Annotated in this window: 19 protein-coding genes and 1 pseudogene; 6 read left to right on the top strand and 14 right to left on the bottom strand. The window is 31.9% G+C overall.

Annotated features, from left to right (window positions below; genetic code table 11):
* The first annotated feature begins 442 nt into the window (after positions 1 to 442).
* Positions 443 to 862: an NUDIX domain-containing protein gene (locus ACTJIW_RS15665; protein WP_440716642.1), complete on the top strand. Its 420-nt coding sequence runs from the start codon at positions 443 to 445 to the stop codon at positions 860 to 862.
* Positions 863 to 1,237: 375 nt separating this feature from the next.
* Complete coding sequence (locus ACTJIW_RS15660; RefSeq protein WP_012024915.1) at positions 1,238 to 1,552, top strand: hypothetical protein; 315 nt, start codon at positions 1,238 to 1,240, stop codon at positions 1,550 to 1,552.
* Here the strand turns inward: ACTJIW_RS15660 and ACTJIW_RS15655 are convergent.
* Positions 1,549 to 1,836, bottom strand: a complete 288-nt coding sequence (locus ACTJIW_RS15655; protein WP_440716641.1) for a type II toxin-antitoxin system RelE/ParE family toxin — start codon at positions 1,834 to 1,836, stop codon at positions 1,549 to 1,551. The two genes, ACTJIW_RS15660 and ACTJIW_RS15655, sit on opposite strands and share 4 nt — an antisense overlap.
* A 667-nt stretch (positions 1,837 to 2,503) precedes the next feature.
* Between ACTJIW_RS15655 and ACTJIW_RS15650 the strand changes: the two genes are divergently transcribed.
* A complete protein-coding gene (locus ACTJIW_RS15650; protein ID WP_274253651.1) occupies positions 2,504 to 4,417 on the top strand; it encodes a DUF294 nucleotidyltransferase-like domain-containing protein in 1,914 nt (637 codons plus the stop codon).
* Between the two features lie 2 nt (positions 4,418 to 4,419).
* Entirely contained in the window at positions 4,420 to 5,016 is a 597-nt protein-coding gene (locus tag ACTJIW_RS15645; protein WP_012024917.1) for a 3'-5' exonuclease, read from the top strand.
* Positions 5,017 to 5,122: 106 nt separating this feature from the next.
* Here the strand turns inward: ACTJIW_RS15645 and acs are convergent, their stop codons facing one another.
* From acs to ACTJIW_RS15610, 7 genes are all read right to left on the bottom strand, one after another.
* Complete coding sequence (gene acs, locus ACTJIW_RS15640) at positions 5,123 to 7,033, bottom strand: acetate--CoA ligase (RefSeq protein ID WP_121361243.1); 1,911 nt, start codon at positions 7,031 to 7,033, stop codon at positions 5,123 to 5,125.
* 500 nt (positions 7,034 to 7,533) lie between these two features.
* Positions 7,534 to 9,003 (bottom strand): ketol-acid reductoisomerase, encoded by a 1,470-nt coding sequence (ilvC, locus tag ACTJIW_RS15635; RefSeq protein WP_012024919.1) that lies wholly within the window; start codon positions 9,001 to 9,003, stop codon positions 7,534 to 7,536.
* 78 nt (positions 9,004 to 9,081) lie between these two features.
* On the bottom strand, positions 9,082 to 9,603 hold the full coding sequence (gene ilvN / locus ACTJIW_RS15630) for an acetolactate synthase small subunit (RefSeq protein WP_012024920.1): 522 nt from the start codon (positions 9,601 to 9,603) through the stop codon (positions 9,082 to 9,084).
* Between the two features lie 49 nt (positions 9,604 to 9,652).
* The gene (gene ilvB, locus ACTJIW_RS15625) at positions 9,653 to 11,347 is read right to left on the bottom strand and encodes a biosynthetic-type acetolactate synthase large subunit (RefSeq protein ID WP_440716640.1); all 1,695 of its coding nucleotides are present in this window, start codon (positions 11,345 to 11,347) and stop codon (positions 9,653 to 9,655) included.
* 64 nt (positions 11,348 to 11,411) lie between these two features.
* Positions 11,412 to 13,085 carry a dihydroxy-acid dehydratase gene (gene ilvD / locus ACTJIW_RS15620; RefSeq protein ID WP_012024922.1) on the bottom strand — a complete coding sequence of 558 codons (1,674 nt, stop codon included), beginning with the start codon at positions 13,083 to 13,085 and terminating at the stop codon, positions 11,412 to 11,414.
* Positions 13,086 to 13,354: 269 nt separating this feature from the next.
* On the bottom strand, positions 13,355 to 14,473 hold the full coding sequence (gene leuB / locus ACTJIW_RS15615; protein WP_440716639.1) for a 3-isopropylmalate dehydrogenase: 1,119 nt from the start codon (positions 14,471 to 14,473) through the stop codon (positions 13,355 to 13,357).
* Between the two features lie 70 nt (positions 14,474 to 14,543).
* Positions 14,544 to 15,719, bottom strand: coding sequence for a 2-isopropylmalate synthase (locus tag ACTJIW_RS15610; RefSeq protein ID WP_052295190.1), 1,176 nt, complete (start codon positions 15,717 to 15,719; stop codon positions 14,544 to 14,546).
* A gap of 155 nt (positions 15,720 to 15,874) precedes the next feature.
* Between ACTJIW_RS15610 and ACTJIW_RS15605 the strand changes: the two genes are divergently transcribed.
* Positions 15,875 to 17,419, top strand: a complete 1,545-nt coding sequence (locus ACTJIW_RS15605) for a hypothetical protein (RefSeq protein WP_012024925.1) — start codon at positions 15,875 to 15,877, stop codon at positions 17,417 to 17,419.
* Positions 17,420 to 17,677: 258 nt separating this feature from the next.
* Here the strand turns inward: ACTJIW_RS15605 and ACTJIW_RS15600 are convergent, their stop codons facing one another.
* Together ACTJIW_RS15600 and ACTJIW_RS15595 are read right to left on the bottom strand one after the other, a co-directional pair.
* Positions 17,678 to 19,333 (bottom strand): M1 family metallopeptidase, encoded by a 1,656-nt coding sequence (locus ACTJIW_RS15600; RefSeq protein WP_440716638.1) that lies wholly within the window; start codon positions 19,331 to 19,333, stop codon positions 17,678 to 17,680.
* Positions 19,334 to 19,490: 157 nt separating this feature from the next.
* Positions 19,491 to 21,147 (bottom strand): annotated as a pseudogene (locus ACTJIW_RS15595) (M1 family metallopeptidase).
* A 116-nt stretch (positions 21,148 to 21,263) separates the two neighbouring features.
* Here ACTJIW_RS15595 and ACTJIW_RS15590 point away from each other — a divergent pair.
* Positions 21,264 to 21,962: a carbohydrate-binding family 9-like protein gene (locus ACTJIW_RS15590; RefSeq protein ID WP_440716637.1), complete on the top strand. Its 699-nt coding sequence runs from the start codon at positions 21,264 to 21,266 to the stop codon at positions 21,960 to 21,962.
* Positions 21,963 to 22,032: 70 nt separating this feature from the next.
* Here the strand turns inward: ACTJIW_RS15590 and ACTJIW_RS15585 are convergent, their stop codons facing one another.
* Genes ACTJIW_RS15585 through ACTJIW_RS15570 form a run of 4 tightly spaced genes read right to left on the bottom strand, consistent with a single transcriptional unit; the run spans position 22,033 to position 23,883 of the window.
* Positions 22,033 to 22,485 (bottom strand): hypothetical protein, encoded by a 453-nt coding sequence (locus tag ACTJIW_RS15585; RefSeq protein WP_440716636.1) that lies wholly within the window; start codon positions 22,483 to 22,485, stop codon positions 22,033 to 22,035.
* Positions 22,486 to 22,498: 13 nt separating this feature from the next.
* Positions 22,499 to 22,927, bottom strand: a complete 429-nt coding sequence (locus ACTJIW_RS15580; protein ID WP_440716635.1) for a hypothetical protein — start codon at positions 22,925 to 22,927, stop codon at positions 22,499 to 22,501.
* 14 nt (positions 22,928 to 22,941) lie between these two features.
* Positions 22,942 to 23,379, bottom strand: a complete 438-nt coding sequence (locus ACTJIW_RS15575; RefSeq protein WP_440716634.1) for a hypothetical protein — start codon at positions 23,377 to 23,379, stop codon at positions 22,942 to 22,944.
* A 39-nt stretch (positions 23,380 to 23,418) separates the two neighbouring features.
* Positions 23,419 to 23,883: a hypothetical protein gene (locus tag ACTJIW_RS15570; protein ID WP_440716633.1), complete on the bottom strand. Its 465-nt coding sequence runs from the start codon at positions 23,881 to 23,883 to the stop codon at positions 23,419 to 23,421.
* Positions 23,884 to 23,917 lie beyond the last annotated feature (34 nt).

The raw sequence follows: 23,917 nt of genomic DNA, 5'->3' as shown, positions 1-23,917 counted from the left end.
CACGGAAACGTTTTATATTTCTGCCTTGATGTATTTTCTTCTCTGTCATATTGATATGTATCGTAAATGTCAAATATAGGATTTTTACTTAAAATAATTAAAACATATTTTTTCATTTACATTTATTTACATATCAATTTGTTCTTAACATGGTTTATTAATGATCGTTATAAATGCGATATTTGAAAAAAAATATTTTTATTTTCGAAATACGCGAAATTTGATGCCGTATATATTTGAAGTATTTTTTAAGCTGTAAATATCATCAGCACAAAAATCCAATATTTGAGAAATAAAAAAAATATTTTTCAAATATGAGAAATTTGATGCAGTACCATAATGCATCAAATTTTATTTTAAACCAGATTATGAGATATAGATAAATGCGTTATTGCTATAAAAGAATAAATAATTATACCTTTGATTTAAAAAGTAAGAATATATGATTCCAAATAGCTTTAGCGTAAGAACCTATGCAGTATGTGAAAATGAAGGTAAAATTTTAGGTCTGTACGAATATCACAACAACGAACTTTATTGCAAATTGCCTGGAGGCGGTGTAGAATTTGGAGAAGGTTTACTCGATTGTTTACATAGAGAATTTCAAGAGGAATTAAATGCAGAAATTGAAATTATCGAACATTTATATACACAAGAGGACTTTATACAATCAATTTTTGATAGTACTAAACAAATTCTTATAATTTATTATATAGTTAAAATCAAGAATTTACAAGATATAAAAGCAAATTGCGCTGAAATACAAAGATTTGAATGGATTGACATAAATAATCATTGTTTCTCTTTACCTACAGATATTATCGCTGTAGAAAAATTCAAGGATAGAAAAAAAACTTTATAACTTAATATAGGGGCTTATTTGTGTGTGATGCTTGTTTTTAAGCTGTAAATATGATCAAGCCAAAAATTCAATATTTGAGAAATAAAAAAAATATTTTCCAAATATGAGAAATTTGACGCAGTACCATAATGCATCAAATTTATTTTTAAATCAGATTATGGAGCATAGATAAATGCGTTATTTAAAAAAATAAATTTATTTTTTAGAATACGGGAAATATGAAGAACAATATCTGCACAGAAAGAAATACAATTAAACGTTTACAAACGGATAAAATGCATTTTGAAGCTATATACAAATGATGTATAATTCAATTATATTGTAACATATTTTTACTATTTTTGCTAAAATAAATGTAATAAAAAAGTTTCAAATATGTTACAAGAAATTATCGCATACAGAAAAGTTGCTGCACAATTAGACGAATTAATAGACAAATCGCCATATAAAAAAAAATATATAATAGAGCAGTTAGGTTTGTCGAGTCCAACATATTACAGAAAACTTCAAACTCAAACATTTACAATTAGTGAAATGCTTTCGATTGCAAAAATTCTTGATCCATTAGAATACAATAAATGGGAATTATTAGAAGAAATCGAACAAAGTAAAGAAGATATTAGAAACGGAAAAACTATTCCGCACAGCGAAATGATTAAAAGAATAAAAGCAAAAAAGAAAGATATTTAAAATAAATCTTTAACCTGTTTTTGTCGGTTATCATGAAAAAGCAAAAGAAATACTTTACCGTCAAAAATAGTATAAAATAAGGTTATTTGCTTTACAACTAGAATGTTACTAAAATCAAAATCCCTATTATAGCGACCTAAATGGGGATTTTTTGATATTATATCTATTGTTTTCAATACTTCTTCATCGAACTTTTCAGCAATTGCTAAAGACCAATTTTCTACTAAATATTCGTAATTTTTAGTATAAGTCTTTTCTGCTTTTTCTGTCCAAATAACTTCCATAAAACTTTTTGATGTAAATATAAATCAATTCTAAAAAGAAAAAGTAAAATCAAAAACAAAAAAGTAAGTTTTTATTTACTTTATTATACGTCGATTATATTTCAAATTTTGTACTAAAAATATCTTTTTTAGTTTTTTAAAATTTCTGAAATACAAAGATTTACCAAAAAAAATAAAATCTGTTCTAGAGAAGTATAGTGAATTAAAGATTGATTGAAGATAAAATCAAAGCTATACAAAAAATAAAATCCTTATTATAATTAAAAATCCTGAATTTTACAAAACCTGTACTACAAGCATTACTATATATTTGACCTATAATTTATATTATGTAAAATAGAAATTATGAGAAAACCAATGCTCTTTTTCAGTTATACATATTCTTATTATCGTATTTAATAATCTTTACCACTGTTTGAGAAACCAATAAATTAGATTTTTTAATTAAATACGTACTCTATTCCTGATATTTATTAAATATTATTTTATACAACTATAAATCAAATATTTATGTAACTTTAATATTTAAAAAAGCTTTTCAAAGCCTTGAATCCAGTAATTCTTAACATTTCTTTAAAATAATCAGATTCTGCTCAAGTTGCTTTCATTGTAAGACTAAATTTTATTATTTTTACATTGAATATTTTAAAAATATTATCCACATTATATGAATACAATTGCTGAGCATATTGCAGATTTTTTAAAAGAATACCCGCCATTTGATAATTTAACCTTTCAGGAATTGTCAGATATTGCTACAAATATTCGTGTTATCAATTTAGAAAAACATGCAGTATTGTTTCAAAATAACGACCCTTTGCACGACAGTTTTTATGTTGTAGCATCTGGCGTTATTAATTTAACTACAATTGCTGATGCTGAGGAAACTATTATAAATAAATGTCATGAAGGAGATATTTTTGGACTAAGACCTTTTTTTGCCAAAAATAACTATATGATGACTGCAAAAGCACGTGAAGAAAGTATTATTTATGCTATTCCTATTGCAGTATTTAGACCTTTTGTAGCTAACAATTCTGATGTTTTGAACTTTTTGCTTGAAAGTTTTGCCATAAACTCAAGACATACCAAAGATAATGCACGTTCTAATGGTAAATTAGATGCTGATAATGTGTTTATTGACCAGCAGTCAGAAATACAATTTATCCAGTCTCTTACCTATAATAACTCACCGTTAACTACTGATTCACATCATATTGTAAAAGACGTTGCGCTTTTAATGACAGAATCAATGGTTGATAATATTGTAGTTTGCGAAAAAAATCATCCAATTGGTATTGTAACTCATGCCGATTTAGCTTCTAAAATTGCAACCGGACGTTACCCAATTACTGAAACGATTGACAAAATTATGTCTTCGCCTGTAGTTACTGTAATTGAAAATGTTTCTCTTGCCGAAGCTCAGTTATTAATGCTGAAACACAATGTTTCTCACCTTTGCGTAACTAAAGACGGTACAAGTAAATCTGCCGTAAAAGGAATTATTTCTGAACACGATTTAGTTGTGGCTCAAGCCAGTAACCCTGGTGTTTTAATTAAAGAAATTAAGCGTTCACAGTTACCAAAAGATTTAAAACAAATTCGCGATCGTCTGTCTGATTTGATTCAGAATTCGATTCAAAAAAATATACCTATTTCACATGTCAGTAATATTGCCAGCGAAATTAATCTGGCGATAATTAAACGCGCTGTAGAATTGTCTATTTTAGATTTAGGCTCCCCTCCTGCCAGATTTGCCTGGTTGAGCATAGGAAGCCAGGGGCGTAAAGAACAGCTTTTATTGACAGATCAGGATAGTATTTTGATTTTTGAAGATGTTGCACCAGAGAAATACAGAGAAGTAAAAGATTACTTTTTAAGACTGGCAAAACGCACCACAGCGATTCTTGAAAAAGTTGGTTACGAATATTGTCCAAACGGACACATGGGAAGCAATATGCTTTGGTGTAAGTCATTGAGCGACTGGACAAAACAATACAACAGCTGGATGAATACTCCAGGTGAAAACAGCAATGATTTGAGCAGTATTTTCTTTGATTATGAGATCGTAATTGGTGAACCAAAAATCGAAGAAGTTATTGAAAATGTAGTATTTAAAAATGCTGTAAACAATACTTTATTCTTTGATTTCTTAGGAAACGATGCTTTAAAAAGAAACTCACCTTTGAGCTTCTTTAAAAAATTCATTGTTGAAGAAGAAGGACCGCATAAAGGAAAATTCGATATTAAAACCCGTGCTTTGATGCCTTTAATAGACAGTGCACGTTTATTAATTTTGAGTGCCAATATAAAAGGAATTAAAAACACCTATTTAAGATTCAAACAATTAGCTATAACCGATTCTAAAAACGCCGAAATATATTTAAGTTGTGCAGAAGCTTTTTTAACGCTTTCAAAGTTTAGAACTGTTGAAGGATTTAAGAATGATGATTCTGGGCAATATATTAATTTAAGAGAAATGTCTAAAACAGACAAAGAGAAGTTAAAAAATGCTTTGACCCCGATGAAAGACCTTGAGGAACTAATTAAGAGTAAATTTCAACTTACACAATTCTCATAAATATGCTAGACTGGATTAAAAACATTAACAAGGATTATCCGGAATTCTGGAAAGAGTACTTGACAAAATTAGAAGCAAAACCCAGCAAATTTGTGGTTTTGTCTACTGAAACTTCTGGCTTAAATCCTAATAAAGATGTTATTTTGTCTCTTGGCGCTTTTTCAGTCATAGATGACAGCATTATAATTAAGGAGAATTTTGAAGCCGTTTTACTGCAGTACAAATTCTTAGAAGACAATGGTCTTTCTAATGAATTCATTATTGAGAGTAAAATGACAAAAATGCCCGAAGCTGAGGCCTTAGAAGCTTTTATTAACTTCTTGGGAAATGCTGTTTTGGTTGGTCATCATATTAATTTTGATATTGAAATGCTTAACGCAGCTTTAGAAAGATTGGATTGCGGCAGGTTAAAAAATGAAGCGCTTGATATTGACGTTATGTACAGAAAATTAACTGACATTAACGACAAACAGTTTTCTTTAAACGATTTATGCGAAATTTACAAAATTCCAAAAAGTGACAGAAATTCTTCTGCCGAAGATGCTTATAAAATTGGTCTTCTGTTCTTAAAACTAAAATCGCGTTTGGGAATTAAATAAAAAATATCAATTTGCAGGACTTGGACTTCGCTCAGTCTGGCATAAATAGTAAACATAAAAAAAGCCTCTTAATTTTTAAGAGGCTTTTTTATTTATCTATCGAGAATTATGCAATTCTTTCTTTCATAATTTGTTCTACAACTTCAGGATTTAATAATGTAGTTGTATCTCCAAAGTTAGAGAAATCACCTTCAGCAATTTTACGTAAAATTCTACGCATAATTTTTCCTGAACGAGTTTTTGGCAAGCCAGAAACAAATTGGATTTTATCTAATTTCGCAATTGGTCCAATGTGATCAGAAATATACTGGTTGATCTCTTTTGTTAAGTTTTCTTTATTTCTAACTTCTCCGGTTTCTTTCAGGATAACAAAACCATATAATGCATTTCCTTTAATATCATGAGGGAATCCAACAATCGCAGATTCAGCAACCGCCTGATGTTCGTTGATAGCATCTTCAATTGGAGCAGTTCCTAAATTATGTCCAGAAACAATTACAACATCATCTACTCTACCTGTAATTCTGTAATATCCAACTTCATCACGTAATGCACCGTCTCCTGTAAAATATTTTCCAGGGAAAGCAGAGAAATACGTTTCTTTATAACGTTCGTGATTATTCCAGATCGTTCTGGCGATTCCAGGCCATGGAAATTTAATACATAAACTTCCAACTACTTGGTTTCCTTCAATTTCGTTGCGTTTTTCATCCATTAAAACCGGCTGAATTCCCGGTAATGGTAAAGTTGCATAAGTAGGTTTTGTAGGCGTAACAAAAGCAATTGGCGAAATCATAATTCCACCGGTTTCTGTCTGCCACCAAGTATCTACAACTGGACATCTCTTGTCTCCAACGTGGTCGTTGAACCAGTGCCAAGCTTCTTCGTTGATTGGCTCTCCAACAGATCCAATTACTTTAAGAGATTTTAGAGGATATTTTTGAATATAATCTAGACTTTCTTTTGCTAATGAACGAATCGCTGTTGGTGCTGTATAAAATTGTGTGATTTTATGTTTTTCAATAATATCCCAAAAACGGCTGAAATCAGGATAAGAAGGAACGCCTTCAAAAATTACAGTTGTTCCTCCATTTAACAATGGTCCGTATAATATATAAGAGTGTCCTGTAATCCATCCAATATCTGCCGTACACCAGAAGATATCATTTTCTTCGTGGCTGAATACGTTTTTGAATGTATAAGCTGTATAAACCATGTATCCAGCTGTTGTATGTACCATTCCTTTTGGTTTTCCTGTTGATCCAGATGTATATAAAATAAACAAAGGATCTTCGGCATCCATAATTTCTGCAACACTATTATCAAGAGCTGCATCTAATAATGGCTGTAACCAAATGTCACGGCCTTCTTTCATAGCAACTTCTGTTTTAGTTCTTTTTACAACCAAAACTTTAGAAACTGATGGACAAGTATCTAAGGCTTCATCAACAATTCCTTTTAAATCAATTGTTTTATTTCCTCTGTAACCACCGTCTGATGTAATAACCATTTTACATTCGCAGTCATTAATTCTGGCAGAAACTGCAGAAGCAGAAAATCCTGCAAAAACTACTGAGTGAATTGCTCCAATTCTGGCACACGCCAAAACAGCAACTGCCAGTTCAGGAATCATTGGCAGGTAAATGCACACGCGGTCTCCTTTACGAATTCCCTGTTCACGCAAAACATTTGCCATTTTTGAAACTCTTTCGTAAAGCTCGTTGTATGTTATATGTAAAGCTTCTTCAGAAGGTTCATTCGGCTCAAAAATAATAGCCGTTTTATCTCCTCTTTTGCTTAAGTGTCTGTCGATACAATTTTTGGTGATGTTAACCTTTGCTTCTGTAAACCATTTTACTTCGGCATCGGCCATATTAAAATCAACAACTTTTTCCCACTGTTGATACCAAGTAAAATTTTCTTCAGCAATTTTTCCCCAAAATTTTCTCGGCTCTCGTATTGACTTATTGTAATGTTTAAAATATTGTTCTAAATTTTCAATTTTATAATAACTCATAGTTTTGTGGAATTTTTTTTATAAATGTATTAAATATGCTTCTATTCTTAAAATTATTTAATTCATAAATTTTGGCAAAAAAAAACATATAATAAATAAAATATAAGCTTTTTTTAAAGTTATCCTAAAAAAACATATTTTAAAGGAAAATGTAAATCACAAAAAAGGCATGACAAACAAATTATCACACCTTTTTATTTAACAAATTTCAATAACAATTAATTCTGTAATTTCTGCATTACAATACTTTATCTATTTTGAAAATAGCAGCATCTTTATTAATTATAAATAGAAATTTCAACAAGTATATTTTTTGTTTAAAATATACCCCGTTTTCGGGATCAGCTTCACTTAACTTACTTGTCTCACAGAAGTTAAGTGAATGCAATATGCATCTATATCTATTTACTTAATAAGTGCTTACTAATTCAAAATATTAATTCAAAACATTGATACAGAGCAAATTCCACCTTAACATGGGCGGAAATTCCCAAATTTATTTATCCAATTTTTTTCATTGCTGTCATAGACTCACGTAACCAGGCTCCTACTTCTTCGATAGGGTGCTGACGAATTTCTTTGTTAACAGCAATTAATACCGTATTATCTACTCCATTTGAAGTTGAGAATGGTTTACCAATAATGTTAGTTTCTACTTTTTTCATGAATTCAGTCAATAATGGCTTACAAGCATGATCAAATAAATAACATCCGTACTCAGCAGTATCAGAAATTACACGGTTCATTTCGAATAATTTCTTTCTAGCGATAGTATTAGCAATTAATGGTAATTCGTGTAATGACTCGTAGTAAGCAGATTCTTCGATGATACCAGCTTCTGTCATAGTTTCAAAAGCTAACTCAACACCCGCTTTTACCATAGCAATCATTAATACTCCGTTATCAAAATATTCCTGCTCAGAGATTGGAGCTTCTTGCGGCGCTGTTTTTTCGAAGTTAGTTTCTCCTGTTGCAGCTCTCCATTTCAATAAGTTAACATCGTCGTTAGCCCAGTCGATCATCATAGTTCTTGAGAATTCTCCAGAAATAATATCGTCTTGGTGTTTTTGGAATAACGGACGCATGATGTCTTTTAATTCTTCTGCTAATTCGTAAGCTTCAATTTTAGAAGGATTATTTAAACGATCCATCATGTTTGTAATACCACCATGTTTCAAAGCTTCAGTGATAGTTTCCCATCCATATTGAATTAATTTTGAAGCATAAGCAGCATCGATTCCTTTTTCAACCATTTTATCAAAGCATAAAATAGATCCAGTTTGAAGCAATCCGCAAAGAATTGTCTGCTCACCCATTAAATCTGATTTTACTTCAGCTACGAAAGATGATCTTAAAACTCCTGCTTTGTGTCCTCCAGTTGCTACAGCGTAAGCTTTTGCCTGATCTAAACCAAATCCGTTTGGATCGTTTTCCGGGTGAACTGCAATAAGTGTTGGCACACCAAATCCTCTTTTGTATTCTTCACGAACCTCAGAACCAGGACATTTAGGAGCACACATAATTACTGTAATATCTTTACGAATCTGCATTCCTTCTTCAACAATGTTGAAACCGTGAGAATAAGCTAAAGTTGATCCTTGTTTCATTAATGGCATAATAGCATTAACTACAGAAGTATGTTGTTTATCCGGAGTAAGGTTACAAACTAAATCAGCCGTTGGAATCAACTCTTCATAAGTACCTACTTTAAACCCGTTTTCAGTTGCATTTTTATATGAAGCTCTCTTTTCTGCAATTGCATCTGCACGCAAAGCATAAGAAATATCTAAACCTGAATCTCTCATGTTTAAACCTTGATTCAAACCTTGTGCACCACAACCTACAATGACAACTTTTTTACCAGCTAATGCTGAAATTCCGTCTGCAAATTCTGATTGCTCCATAAATTCGCAAACTCCTAGTTGCTCTAATTGTAATCTAAGTGGTAGTGTGTTGAAATAATTTGCCATTTTGTTTTAAAATATTAATGAAATGAAATTTAATAATTGATTATTTTTATGATTACGACCTAAACCGTCTTTAAATTGTTATTTGAATGTTTCCAGTAATGCTGAAATTTCCATTTTTTGTTTAGAAACTGAAATTCTGCCCGAACGCACAAACTGCATAATACCATAAGGCTTGAACTTTTTGTATAATTCTTCAATTTCAGAACGTCTTCCAGATTTTGAAATCACGAAAAAATCTCTTGAAACCGTTACAATTGTAGACTGGCTTTCTTTGATGATATTCTGAATTTGTTTTTCATCAAACAATAAGCTCGAAGCGATTTTAAAAAGCGCATTTTCAAGAAAAATTGTTTCTTCATCTGTATGGTAAAATGCTTTTATAACTTCAATTTGTTTTTCGATCTGGCCTACAATATTCTGAACCCATTTTTCAGTTGTATTTACTACAATGATAAATCTTGAAACATTTTCTATTTCTGATTCTGAAACATTTAGACTTAATATATTAATGTGACGCTTTAAGAATATCCCAGATATTCTATTTAACAAGCCTACGTTATTTTCTGAGTATACCGATATGGTAAATGTTTTCTCTTCCATTTTGTTTTTAGTTTATTTTTCCCGACAGCTATCAGGATTGAAACTTTTTTTAGCTTAATCTAATTTCTGAAACACACGCTCCAGTTGGAATCATTGGGAAAACGTTGTTTTCTTTTTCCACCATGACTTCTAAGAAATAAGAATCTTTTGAAGCCAGCATTTCTGCAACAGCAGCATCTAAATCTTCTCGCTGTGTTACTTTTTTAGATTTAATATGATATCCTTCGGCAATGGCAACAAAATTTGGATTAATCATTTTTGTTGAAGCGTATCTGTTATCAAAGAACAATTCCTGCCATTGACGTACCATTCCTAAAAACTCATTATTTAGAATTACAATTTTTACAGGAACCTGTGTCTGAAAAATTGTTCCTAATTCCTGAATTGTCATCTGGAAACCTCCATCACCAATAATAGCAACAACTTCGCGGTCTGGTCTTCCCATTTTAGCTCCAATTGCAGCCGGAAGCGCAAATCCCATTGTTCCTAATCCGCCAGAAGTAATATTACTTTTTGTAGAATTGAATTTTGCATAACGACAGGCAAACATTTGATGCTGTCCTACATCTGAAACTATAATTGCATCACCTTTTGAGTGTTTGTTGATCATTTCAATAGTCTCTCCCATTGAAAGACCAGCTGATGATGGATTTAATTCGTCTTTAATTACTGAATCAAATTCAATTTTAGCCAATTCTTTAAATTCATTGTGCCATAAATCGTGTGATTTTGCATCAAGCAGCGGCAATAAAGCAGCTAAAGATTCTTTTACATCACCTAAAACAGCAACTTCTGTTTTAACGTTTTTATCAACTTCTGCAGGATCAATTTCAAAGTGAATTACTTTTGCCTGTTTTGCATAAGTATTTAAATTACCCGTTACACGATCGTCAAAACGCATTCCAAAGGCAATTAACACATCACATTCATTTGTCATCAAGTTTGGCGCATAATTTCCGTGCATTCCTAACATACCAACATTTAAAGGATGATCTGTTGGCAGAGCCGAAAGTCCTAAAATGGTCCATGCTGCCGGAATTCCTGATTTTTCAAGAACTGCCTTAAATTCAGCTTCAGCCTGACCTAAAATAATTCCCTGACCAAAAACGATAAAAGGTTTTTTAGCACTATTGATTAGGGCTGCTGCTTCGGCAACTTTATCTAAATTTAATTTTGGAACCGGATTATAACTTCTAATTCCTGTACATTTTTCATAACTAAAATCGAACTCATCAAACTGAGCATTTTTAGTAATATCGATTAAAACAGGCCCTGGACGTCCAGAACGAGCGATATAGAATGCTTTTGCAATAATTTCAGGAATTTGAGAAGCTTCGGTTACCTGAAAGTTCCATTTTGTAACCGGAGTTGAAATTCCAATGATATCTGTTTCCTGAAAAGCATCAGATCCTAATAAATGTCTTCCAACTTGTCCTGTAATACAAACCATTGGAGTTGAATCGATCTGAGCATCTGCAATTCCGGTTACAAGATTTGTAGCTCCCGGTCCAGAAGTTGCAATTGCTACTCCTACTTTTCCTGTAGCTCTGGCATACCCCTGAGCTGCATGCGTTGCACCTTGTTCGTGACGTACTAAAACATGGTGCAGCTGATCCTGAAATTTATATAATTCGTCGTAAACCGGCATTATAGCTCCTCCCGGATATCCATAAATTAAATCTACTCCTTCTTCTAATAAGCATCTAATAACGGCTTCGGCGCCTGATATTCTAATTGTTCCCATTTGGTAATTTTATTGTTTAGAATTTGAAATAATTACAGTTTTCAAACTCATATTCTTTTGTCGGTTAATTATCGGTAACACAGCCTGTTGAAGCACTAGAAACCGATCTTGCGTATTTAAGTAAAACCCCTCTGTCAACTTTTAGCGCTGGTTGAACCCAAGCCGCTTTACGAGCTGCAAATTCTTCGTCAGATATTTTCAGGTCGATTGTATTTTTTACAGCATCGATAGCAATTAAATCGCCATCTTTTACTAGTGCAATACCCCCTCCGTCATAAGCCTCTGGTGTTACGTGTCCTACCACGAATCCGTGTGAACCTCCGGAGAATCTGCCGTCTGTAATAAGTGCACAGCTGCTTCCTAATCCTGCACCAATAATGGCAGATGTCGGTTTTAGCATTTCAGGCATTCCCGGACCACCTTTTGGTCCACAACCTCTAATGACGACGACATTACCTGGTTTAATCTTTCCGGCTTGAAGACCTGGAATTACTTCAAATTCACCTTCAAATACAACAGCTGGCCCTTCGAAATATTCTCCTTCTTTTCCGCTGATTTTTGCTACAGCACCTTCAGAAGCAAGGTTTCCGTATAAAACCTGAATATTTCCTGTTGGTTTTAACGCTTTTTGAATTTCATGAATTACTTCTTGTCCGTCTTGTAAATCCGGTGTAGAAGCTAAGTTTTCAGCAACTGTTTTTCCTGTTACTGTTAAACAATCTCCGTGGATAAGTCCCACTTTCAATAAATATTTCATTACACCCGGAATACCTCCCACTTCGTGAATATCTTCCATCATGTATTTACCGCTTGGTTTCATATCAGCAAGAACAGGTGTTCTGTCGTTAATTGCCTGAAAATCGTCAAGGGTAATTGTAATACCAACAGAGTGTGCCATTGCGATTAAGTGCATAACTGCGTTTGTAGAACCTCCTAAAACTGCTACAATTGTAATAGCATTTTCAAAAGCTTTACGAGTCATAATATCTCTTGGCTTAATATCTTTTTCTAATAAAACTTTAATAGCTTCTCCGGCAGCAATACATTCGTCTCTTTTTTCCTGACTCAAAGCAGGGTTAGAAGAGCTGTAAGGCATACTCATACCTAATGCTTCAATTGCAGAAGACATAGTGTTTGCCGTATACATACCGCCGCAGGCACCAGCTCCAGGACATGCATTTTGGATAACACCTTTAAAATCTTCCGGAGTAATTTCACCTTTTACTTTTTTTCCTAAAGCTTCAAAAGCAGAAACGATGTTTAGAGATTCACCTTTCCATTTTCCTGAGTGAATAGATCCTCCATAAACCATCATTGACGGACGGTTTAATCTTCCCATTGCGATTAACGCTCCAGGCATATTTTTGTCGCAGCCAGGAATTGCAATAATACTATCGTACCATTGTGCACCGGCTACAGTTTCAATAGAATCTGCAATTACATCACGAGAAACTAATGAATAACGCATTCCTTCTGTACCGTTAGAAATTCCGTCACTTACACCAATGGTATTAAAAATAAGTCCGACCAGACCAGCATCCCAAACACCTTTTTTAACATCTTTTGCTAAATCATTTAAGTGCATGTTGCAAGTATTACCATCATAACCCATGCTGACAATACCAACTTGTGCTTTTTTTAAATCTTCTTCAGTTAAACCAATTCCGTACAACATTGCTTGCGCCGCAGGCTGTGTTTGATCTTGAGTGATGGTTTTGCTGTACTTATTTAATTCCATTATTGCGTTATTTTTATTTTAATTTTATTCAAAAAAAAACCTTCCAGTATTTGGAAGGTTTATAATATAGTCTTTCAATTATATTTATACCGTTCCCGATGCAGATGTGCTAAACACATTGACAACAACGACAGAAGTAATAATAATTGAGATTTGCATCGCTTATTTTTTTAGTGTTACAAAAGTACAAAAACTTTAAGAACTAAAAAAATAAAATCTCAACATTTCTAATACTTCTTGTTATTTAATTCATTATTTTAATAAAAAATCTAAACTATTGTCGATTGACCAATCGAAACATTATCATTATTAAAATATAATAAGTCATCTTTGCTGAAAATGAAATTGGAAACAAACTCCCCTACTTCATTTGTACCAAATTTTGAATCTGGTTTTAAATCAACAGTAACAACTTCATATTCAATTGCTTTTTTAACTGCCTGAAAAACTACATTCGCTTCTTTAGTTAATCCAAAATGTTCTAACAAAAGTCCTGCAGCTAAAATCGAAGCAATTGGATTGGCAATATTTTTTCCTTTTGCTTGTGGATATGAACCGTGAATTGGCTCAAACAAAGCATTTTTTTCTCCTAAAGATATTGATGGCAGTAAACCAATAGATCCAGTAATTACGCTCGCTTCATCAGATAAAATATCTCCAAATAAATTCTCAGTTAAAATGACATCAAATTGTTTTGGATTCAAAATCAGCTGCATTGCTGCGTTATCTACAAATAAAAAGTCCAAGATTACATCTGGATAGCTTTCGCCCACTTTTTGAACCACTTTTCTCCATAATCTGGAAGTTTCCAAAACATTTGCTTTGTCTACCATAGTTAACTTCTTGCGTCGGTTTTGTGCCGATTTAAAAGCTAAATGTGCAATTCTCGTTATTTCTTCTTCTGAATACTCACATAAATCCGAAGCATGTGTACCTTCATCATTTAATGTTTTTATACCAAAATAAGCACCACCGGTTAATTCTCTGAAAATTGTAAAATCTGCTCCTTCAATAATCTCTCTTTTTAAAGGAGAAGCATCAATTAAAGCCTTAAATGGTTTAATAGGACGAATATTGGCAAACAAACCAAGTTCTTTTCGAAGTTTTAACAAACCTTGCTCCGGACGAACTTTTGCATTTGGGTTGTTATCGTATTTTGGATCTCCAATAGCACCAAGCAAAACAGCATCAGTATTTAAACAAAGATTTAAAGTCTGCTCCGGGAGCGGGTTTCCAGTTTTGTCAATAGCGATCGCACCCATGAGTGCTTCTTCAAAAACAAATTCATGATTGTACACTTCGCCAATAGCATATAATGCTTTTTTGGCCTGTGCAATAACTTCTGGTCCAATACCGTCTCCTGGTAAAACTGCTATTTTCAAATTCATAACGTCTCGTTCTTTATGTATTTAAATCTTTATTTTTTTTTCTCTTTCTTCTTGGCTCTATTGTGTTTTATTAGCTTCTGATTAATTCACCTTCAATTTTAGAGGCTTCTATAATTTGGTGAATATCTGCATCTACAACTTCTTTTTTAATGTCAGCAAACTTCAAGAACTCAATGTAAACAGTATCTAATTGTGTTTTTGTAAGCTCGTAACCTACTTTTTTAGCACGGTATGCTAATGCTGCTCTTCCGCTTCTTGCAGTTAAAATGATAGAAGATTCGTTTACACCCACATCAAGCGGATCCATAATTTCGTAAGTTGCTCTGTTTTTGATAACACCATCCTGATGAATTCCAGAACTGTGTGCAAAAGCATTTGCTCCAACGATAGCTTTATTTGGCTGTACAATCATTCCCATACTTTCAGAAACTAAACGGCTCATTTCGTTTAATTCTCTTGTATTGATGTTTGTATCTAAGTTTAAGTAAGGATGTTGTTTGAAAATCATTACCACTTCTTCAAGAGCTGTGTTTCCTGCTCTTTCTCCAATACCATTAATAGTACATTCAATTTGTCTTGCACCATTAATTGCACCTGCAATTGAGTTTGCAGTTGCCATTCCTAAATCATTATGACAGTGGCATGAAAGGATTACGTTTTCGATTCCTTTTACGTTTTCTTTTAAATATTTAATTTTTGCTCCATATTCTTCCGGAAGACAATATCCTGTTGTATCAGGAATATTTAATACAGTTGCACCAGATTTAATAACTTCTTCGCAAACTTTTGCAAGGAAAGCATTATCAGTTCTACCAGCATCTTCTGCGTAGAATTCTACATCTTCTACATACGATTTTGCGTGTGCTACTGCAAATTTGGCTCTTGCAATAATATCTTCAGGCGTAGTTTGTAATTTGTGGAGTATATGAGATTCAGAAGTTCCGATTCCAGTATGGATTCTAGGTTTCTTCGCGTGCTTTAAAGCAGCTGCAGCAACATCAATGTCGTTTTTCACGGCTCTTGTTAGTCCGCAGACCGTTGCATTTTCTACAATTTTACAAATCTCAGAGACCGATAAAAAATCGCCCGGACTTGACACAGGAAAACCAGCTTCGATAATATCAACTCCCATTTTGTCTAGTCGTTCTGCGATAACTAATTTTTGCTTAGTATCTAACTTGCATCCTGGAACTTGCTCACCGTCGCGTAAAGTGGTGTCAAAAATTTGAACTTTCTCTCTATTCATATTCATTTATTTAATGTAATTTCACATCTTGATAACAAATATATATTGTACAATCGCAGTACGAAATTCATTTTAATGAAATTATACTGTTCATAACACAATTTATAACGAGTTAAATATTTAATAATCAATAAGTTATATTATTATTTTTTACAATGGCTAACCATCAAAAAGATTTCTTATTTGTTCTGATAAAATCACTTTCCAAATCTGAAAAAAGGCAGTTTAAAATTTTTGCAAGCCGATTAGAGACCAGCTCGAATACGAAATTCATTGAACTATTCAACATTTTAGATAAGTCTGAAACGTATGATGAAAAGCTTATTTTAAAGAGCGGAAGCATCAAAAAAGTTCAGTTATCTAACTTAAAATCATACCTATACAAACAAATCTTAGTTAGTATTCGTTTAAATATTCCGAGCCAGAATATTCGTTATCAATTACGCGAACAAATTGATTTTGCTGTTATACTATATAATAAAGGACTTTATAAACAGAGTTTAAAAATTCTTGACAAAACAAAACAGCAGGCTTTAGAAAATGACGAAAAATATATGGCATATGAAATTGTCGAGTTCGAAAAGCTGATAGAATCACAATATATTACGAGAAGTATTCAGGGCCGTGCCGACGAATTGGTTGTTCAGGCCAAAGAATTAAATTACCGAAATACTATTTCGAGCAAATTATCGAATCTTTCGCTTCAATTGTACGGAATCATGCTGAAAACAGGTTACGTAAAAAGTGATGAGGAATATAAATATATTGATGATTATTTCAATAAGCATATTGCAAAACTAGACGAAACTAAATTTGGTTTTCGTGAAAAATATTGGTTTTACAATGCCAATTTATGGCGAAGCTTCCTGGTTCAGGACTTTTTAGCGAGTTATAAATTTGCTTACAAATGGGTACAGCTTTTTTATGACAACCCAAATATGATTTACCTGAATCCGGTATTTTTCTTAAAAGGAAACCATTATTTTCTGGAATCGCTTTATATGTTGAAATATACATCCAATTTCAAAAAATATCTTTCGCTGTTAGAAGAAACAATTCAGGATCCGAGATTTCCTGTAAATGATAATCTTGCTTCGCTGTCATTTTTATACTTATATAACAACAAACTGAATCTGCATATTCTGGAAGGTACTTTTGCCGAAAGTGAATATCTGATTCCTGAGATTTTAGAAAAACTGAAAGTACACAGCGATCACCTTGATGAGCATCACGAAATGTTATTTTTCTACAAAATTGCTTCTATTTATTTTGGAAATGAAAAGTATAACGAATGTATTTTCTATCTTGATAAAATCATCAATAATAAAAACTTGACTATGCGCGAAGATTTAATGTGCTTTGCAAGATTATTGTCGCTGATTGCGCATTATGAATTAGGAAAAGATTATTATTTAGAAAATCACCTGAAAAGCACGTATAAGTTTTTATTAAAAATGAATGACTTACACGAAGTTCAAAAAGAGATTATCAAGTTTTTAAGAAACCTGAATAACTTCTACCCTGCTGATATTAAAAAGGAATTCAAAAAAATGCATGCCCGTTTCGTAGAACTTGAAAAGAATACTTACGAAAAAAGAGCTTTCTTATACCTGGATATTATTTCGTGGCTGGAAAGCAAAATCGAAAACAGAAAAATTGCTGACATTATTAAAGAAAAAGCTAAGCTGAATAGCCGATAAATCTTTTAAATTCCAATAAAAAAAGGCTGAAAATTTATCTTTTTCAGCCTTTTTTTGTCATTTCGACGTAAGGAGAAATCTTCGTTGCTAAATCGTCGCAGATTGATATTCTTTGTCGAGTTACTTGCGAAGATTTCTCCTTACGTCGAAATGACATACCTTATGGCTGCTCTTTCTTCAAAACAAAAAAATCCCAAATTCCTCCTGATAACTATCGGGATGGAATTGGGGATTTTGTATATTGAAAATTAAAAGAATTTATTCTACAATATTAGAAGTCGTAACATAAAAATCTTTATCAACTTCTATTTTTCTGTCTTCATTATCTGTTTTTATAGACTGCCATTCTGTAGTTGGTTTCAACCAGGTTTCAACACCGTTTAACTTTACTCTTACCGGCATATCAAATTTAGAAACACAGTTTGTCCAGTGGTAGCCAAAAGTTCCATTTTTAAACATATATTCAAAAACCGGAATTTGAGTTGTAGTTAAATATTGAGCAAAAACTCTGTTGAAGTTAATTCCGGATTGTTCGTTAATATAATCCTGAATTTGTTTACCAGTAACCGTTTGATGGTAAAACGTTTTGTTCATGCCTCTTAAAATCGATTTCCATTTTGCATCATCATTGATTACCTGACGAATCATATGAAGCATTGTAGCTCCTTTTGGATACATATCGCCAGAACCTTCATTATTTACATCATAGTGTCCGATGATTGGAGTATCATTTTTAATGTTTTTTCTACATCCAATTACATATTCTGCTCCGGCATCTTTTCCATAATAATACTCCACAAAAAGACTTTCAGAATAGTTTGTAAAACTCTCGTGAACCCACATATCAGCAATATCTTTATAAGTGATATTGTTAGCGTACCATTCGTGACCCGATTCGTGAATGATGATAAAATCAAACTTTAATCCCCAGCCTGTTCCGCTTAAGTCACGTCCTAAATAACCGTTTTTATATTGATTTCCGTATGTAACAGAACTTTGGTGCTCCATTCCTAAATACGGAACTTCAACCAATTTATAACTGTCTTCGTAGAACGGATAAGGTCCGAACCAGTTTTCAAAAGCTTTCAGCATTTTTGGAGCGTCTTTAAACTGCTCTTTTGCCAAAGCCAGATTGTCTCTTAAAACATAATAATTACAGTCTAAATTTCCTTTTTCGCCTTTAAAAACTTCTGAAAAATTAACGTAATCACCAATATTGATGTTTACACCGTAATTATTGATAGGATTGGCAACATACCAGTTGAAAGTTTTCGTTCCGTCTTTTTCTTTTTTAACGCTTTGTAATCTTCCGTTAGAAACTTCCGTTAAATCTCCCGGAACATTAACACTGATAAGCATATTTTCTACTTCATCATACATATGGTCTTTACACGGCCACCAAACGCTTGCTCCTAAACCCTGGCAAGATGTAGCAATAAAATCTTTTCCGTTTTTGTCTTTTTTCCAAGAAAAACCGCCGTCCCATGGCGCTCTTACCGCTTCTTTAGGTTTTCCGCTAAATGAAACTACAATTTCTTTTGTATCGCCAGCTTTTTGTTTTTCGTTTAAAGTGATGAAAAATGCGTTTCCGTCTCTTTCAAATTTTAATTCTTTTCCGTTCTGCGTTACTTTAGTAATGTTCATTGGCTCCTGCAAATCAATCTGCATACGGTTATTTTCTGTTAAAACAGTATAGCGAACTGTATTAGAACCTGAGATTGATTTTTCTTTTGGATTCACTTTTACATCAAGGTGATAATATTTCAAATCCCACCAAGCTCTTTCTTTTGTGATGCTTCCGCGTAAAGTATCCTGATGTGTAAAAACGGTTTCTGACTTGTTTAAAAGTCCCTGAGCATTGGCAGTAAAACCAATTAGAAAAGCAGTTAAAATGCTTCCAAAGTAATTTTTCATTGGTTAGAATTATAAAATAAATAAAGTATTCGAACTTAATCTGTCACAAATGTAAACATTCGGATTAAGAATTCTAAAATTTTATGATTTCTTCATAAAAAACAAACCCAATAAATAAGAAATTTATTGGGTTTCCATTTTTAATTATTTTAAAAACTTAATTAGTGATATTAGATTCAATCACATAAAAGTTTTTATCTACAGTTAAAGCTGTTTTTTCGCTGTTTAAATCTTTCGCCTGCCAATCTGATGTTGGTTTTAGCCAGGTTTCTACACCGTTTAAAGTGACCTTTAAAGGAAGATCAAAATTTTCCTGACAGTTAATCCAATGATATGCTAATTTTTGATTTTTAAAATAATATTCAAAAACAGGTACCTGAGGCGTTCTTAAATACTGATTAAAAACCGCACTGAAATCAATTCCAGATTCTTTACTAATATAGTCTTCAATCTGTTTTGTGGTAACGGTTTGATGATAAAACGTTTTGTTCATACCGCGAAGAATCGCTTTAAATTTTGCATCATCATTAATCACCTGACGAATCGTGTGAATCATATTAGCGCCTTTCGGGTACATATCGCCAGAACCTTCTCTGTTTACATCATAATGCCCAATAATAGGTTCTTTATTCGCAATCATTTTTCTAATTCCTCTAACATATTCATTTGCAGCATCTTTTCCATAATAATATTCTATAAAAAGAACTTCTGAATATGTCGTAAAACTTTCATGAATCCACATATCGGCAATGTCTTTATAGGTAATATTATTAGCAAACCATTCATGACCCGATTCATGAATAATGATATAATCAAATTTCAATCCCCAGCCTGTTCCGCTTATATCATGTCCGTTATGACCGTTTTGGTAATTGTTCCCGTAAGTTACCGAGCTTTGGTGTTCCATTCCTAAATACGGAGCTTCCACCAATTTGTAACTGTCTTCGTAAAACGGATAAGGTCCAAACCAGCTTTCAAAAGCTTTAAGCATTTTAGGAGCATCTTTAAACTGTTCTTTTGCTTTAGCCAGATTATCTCTCAAAACATAATAATTACAATCTAAATCGCCTTTTTCTCCTTTAAATTTTTCTGAGAAATTAACATAATCTCCAATATTGATATTTACCCCGTAATTGTTAATTGGATTAGCGACATACCAATTGAAAGTTTTAGTTCCATCTTTTTGTTTTTTTAACACTTTGCAGCCTTCCATTTGAAACATCAGTTAAATCTCCAGGAACATTTACGCTGATTAGCATATTCTCTACTTCATCGTACATATGATCTTTACATGGCCACCAAACGCTCGCGCCTAATCCCTGACAAGATGAAGCGATAAAATCTTTGCCATTTTTGTCTTTCTGCCAGGTTATTCCTCCATCCCAAGGCGGACGTACGGCTTCTTTTGGAACTCCTCCAAATGAAACGATAATTTCTTTGGTTTCTCCAGCTTTTTGATTTTCTGATAAAGTAATAAAGAAAGCATTTCCGTCTCTTTCAAACTTTAATTCTTTTCCGTTCTGCGTTACTTTCGTAATGTTCATTGGTTCCTGCAAATCAATCTGCAAGCGGTTGTATTCTGTTAAAACCGTATAGCGTACAGTATTAGTTCCGGAAATGGTTCTGTCTGCCGGATTCACCTTAATGTCAAGATGGTAGTATTTCAAATCCCACCAGGCTCTTTCTTTTGTGATGCTTCCGCGTAAGATATCCTGATGTGTAAAAACAGTTTCTGACTTATTTAAAAGTCCTTGGGCATTGGCTGCAAAACCAATTAGAAAAGCTGTTATAACACTTCCAAAGTATTTTTTCATTATATAAATTAAGTTTTGAATTAGTTACAATATTAGTATACATTTCCAATTTATGTTACAAAATTAGTATTCATATATAGTTTTGTTTTTTATTTTAGCTAAAATTTTCCTGTTTTATGAAATTTAGTTCGTTTTTATATCTTTTCACATTTCTGTATTCAATAAATAATCATTCACAGACATTTTTAATTGCGAAAACTAGTGAAAAAATAAAAATCGACGGAGATTTAACCGATTGGAAAACACCTTTTTTGGGTCCTTTTGTGATTCATAATTCAGGAGAAAAAGCAAAACAAAACACAATGGTTTCACTTTCGTGGAATGATGAAAACCTTTTTATTGCTTATCGTTCAATTGATTCTCAAATAGTGGGAAAACATCAAATGAAAGATTCTAAAATCTATGAAACTGATGATTTGGTAGAAATATTCATTGATCCTGACGGAGATGGGAAAAATTATCTGGAAATTGGTGTAAATGCATTTTCTGCTAATTATGATATGCTTGTTAAATGTATTTCTCCAGAATGCGGAGGCTGGAAAACAGATATGAATTTTGATATTAAAGGATTTGAAGCTGTCAGTAAAATCACTTCTGAAGGTTTTGATACCGAAATAAAAATACCTTTTCCAAGCTTAGAAAAAATTGAAAACGGTCATTTTTTAAAACCAAAGCTTGGTACAAAATGGAAGGCGAATATTTTTAGAATTGATTACGGCAATACAACCGAATATCTTGCTTTACAACCTTATAAAAGTTTGAAATTTGGTTTTCATCAACCGCAGGAATTTGCAGTTTTTGAGTTTGTGGAGTGATAAATTTGTTTAATCGTGTAATTTGTCATTTCTACTTTATTCAAAAATGACAGATTATGTCATGATACTTTTATTTCTTTTGGGAAAGATTTGTTAATTCATTTGCTCTTGAAAGCTGTTCGTATCCATAAAAAATATAACACATTGCAATCATTGTACAGCAAATAATCCACATTAGACTGTCTATCAAAAAATACATTCCAACACCAATACATATTATAAAAATTCCTGGGTATAAGCAGCCTCGAAATTCTTTTTTATATTCTTTTACAGCTATTTCATCAACCTTTTTAATATTAGAAATTAACTCGTTAGAAATTTCTACATTAAAAGCATCAGCGGTTAAGAATAATGATTCTTTTATATTTTTATATACATTTTTATTATAAACAGGATCTTTTACAATAAATCTTCCTTCTTCTAAAACATGATTAGTAAATTCATAAACTGCAAGAATTTGGTCTTCTAAATATGTAGTATTTTTTCCAATCGACAGCTTATTTATAATTTTTTCATTCTCCATTTTTCATAACACTTTAATTTTTAAAATTGAATTTTTGTTTAGCATTCTTATAATACTCAACTATTACATAAATTTGAATAATTCCAATTATAAAAATTGTCATACTAATCGGAAAACCAAATGGTAAATAACAGATAATGCCAGCCAGTACAGTAACAACACCAATATTTCTATGAAATTGATAAAATTTTCTACAATTTTCTATTCCTATTAAATCGGCTTCATTGATTTTACTTTTAAGACATTCAGGAATATTGACCTTTTGTAATTTATTTTTTAAGAAAAAATAGTGATCTAATGTATGGATTGTATTTTTTTTGATACCAAATTTTCCTTCCCTTAAAACATAATTTGTTGTATCATCTAATAAGACCAGATATTTTTCAGCATCAGAAAAATCACCTTCATTTGCTATTCTTTCTCTTATTTTTTTAATTTCCATTTTTAAAAACCTATTTATTCATAAATATGTATACCACGCAGAAAGATAAAAAGTCCTGAAATAAAGAAAAATGCACTAGATAAAACAGCAATAATACTTAGGCTTATTTTTCTGATATCAAAATCTAAATTATAAACTACAAAACCTAAAAAGAAAAATAACAAACCAACACACATCATGGTTATCGCTTTTCTGTTTAAAATTTTTATTTCAATTAAATGTACATCTTCAAGTTGTGAGAGTAATGAATCGGAAACTTTACAGTAATTTTTTGAAACCAATATCCTAATTAATTTTTTGTAATTTTTATAGTTATAAAAATCTTTAAACCTATTATCAAATTTTCCTTTTCTTGAAACGACATAAATAAAGTCTTCAAAAAGCATCAAAAGTTCATCTTGAAGCAAATCTTTTTTATTTGAAAAATTTTCTTTAATTTTTTGAATATTCATTATTTATGTATAATACAGGTTAAAAAATATAAGTTATTCCTACTTAAATTGTTGATGTTTTTTTGTTCCTAACAAAAAAATCAATAAACCATACCACAAAAAACCAAAGATGAATGCACCAATGATTAATAAAGAAAGCAAAGATGGATTTAGCTCTCCAAAATTATATATAACTAAAAATAAACAAACTACACCTAATAAAACTAGAAATATTCCAAAAAGCATATCCAGTTTGGCTTCTTTATTAAATAGTTTTATTTCAATTAAATGAATTTTGTCTATTTTTTTAAGTAAATGAGAAAATTTTAATCGATCATGAAAAACAATTAATTTGGATAATTTTAAAAAATTACTGTGGGTATAAAAAGCTTTGACAGTATTATCAAATCTGCCTTTAATTAAGATTGTATCTACAAAATTTTCTGAAAGAAATATTAGTTCATCAGTCGTTAATATTGAATTATTAGAAAATTTTTGTTTTAAATCTTCAATTCCTCTATTCATTTTTTTTTGCAAAGATAACCATACACCATTAAAA

Origin of the sequence: Flavobacterium sp. 22659 (assembly GCF_052044235.1) — a bacterium.
GTDB classification, from domain to species: Bacteria; Bacteroidota; Bacteroidia; order Flavobacteriales; family Flavobacteriaceae; genus Flavobacterium; species Flavobacterium johnsoniae.
This window is presented reverse-complemented; position numbering and strand designations above follow the sequence as displayed.

Coding starts and splice junctions, on each gene's coding strand:
- ACTJIW_RS15665 (WP_440716642.1), top strand. CDS start 443: ATGATTCCAAATAGCTTTAGCGTAAGAACCTATGCAGTATGTGAAAAT.
- ACTJIW_RS15660 (WP_012024915.1), top strand. CDS start 1,238: ATGTTACAAGAAATTATCGCATACAGAAAAGTTGCTGCACAATTAGAC.
- ACTJIW_RS15655 (WP_440716641.1), bottom strand. CDS start 1,836: ATGGAAGTTATTTGGACAGAAAAAGCAGAAAAGACTTATACTAAAAAT.
- ACTJIW_RS15650 (WP_274253651.1), top strand. CDS start 2,504: ATGAATACAATTGCTGAGCATATTGCAGATTTTTTAAAAGAATACCCG.
- ACTJIW_RS15645 (WP_012024917.1), top strand. CDS start 4,420: ATGCTAGACTGGATTAAAAACATTAACAAGGATTATCCGGAATTCTGG.
- acs (WP_121361243.1), bottom strand. CDS start 7,033: ATGAGTTATTATAAAATTGAAAATTTAGAACAATATTTTAAACATTAC.
- ilvC (WP_012024919.1), bottom strand. CDS start 9,003: ATGGCAAATTATTTCAACACACTACCACTTAGATTACAATTAGAGCAA.
- ilvN (WP_012024920.1), bottom strand. CDS start 9,603: ATGGAAGAGAAAACATTTACCATATCGGTATACTCAGAAAATAACGTA.
- ilvB (WP_440716640.1), bottom strand. CDS start 11,347: ATGGGAACAATTAGAATATCAGGCGCCGAAGCCGTTATTAGATGCTTA.
- ilvD (WP_012024922.1), bottom strand. CDS start 13,085: ATGGAATTAAATAAGTACAGCAAAACCATCACTCAAGATCAAACACAG.
- leuB (WP_440716639.1), bottom strand. CDS start 14,473: ATGAATTTGAAAATAGCAGTTTTACCAGGAGACGGTATTGGACCAGAA.
- ACTJIW_RS15610 (WP_052295190.1), bottom strand. CDS start 15,719: ATGAATAGAGAGAAAGTTCAAATTTTTGACACCACTTTACGCGACGGT.
- ACTJIW_RS15605 (WP_012024925.1), top strand. CDS start 15,875: ATGGCTAACCATCAAAAAGATTTCTTATTTGTTCTGATAAAATCACTT.
- ACTJIW_RS15600 (WP_440716638.1), bottom strand. CDS start 19,333: ATGAAAAATTACTTTGGAAGCATTTTAACTGCTTTTCTAATTGGTTTT.
- ACTJIW_RS15590 (WP_440716637.1), top strand. CDS start 21,264: ATGAAATTTAGTTCGTTTTTATATCTTTTCACATTTCTGTATTCAATA.
- ACTJIW_RS15585 (WP_440716636.1), bottom strand. CDS start 22,485: ATGGAGAATGAAAAAATTATAAATAAGCTGTCGATTGGAAAAAATACT.
- ACTJIW_RS15580 (WP_440716635.1), bottom strand. CDS start 22,927: ATGGAAATTAAAAAAATAAGAGAAAGAATAGCAAATGAAGGTGATTTT.
- ACTJIW_RS15575 (WP_440716634.1), bottom strand. CDS start 23,379: ATGAATATTCAAAAAATTAAAGAAAATTTTTCAAATAAAAAAGATTTG.
- ACTJIW_RS15570 (WP_440716633.1), bottom strand. CDS start 23,883: ATGAATAGAGGAATTGAAGATTTAAAACAAAAATTTTCTAATAATTCA.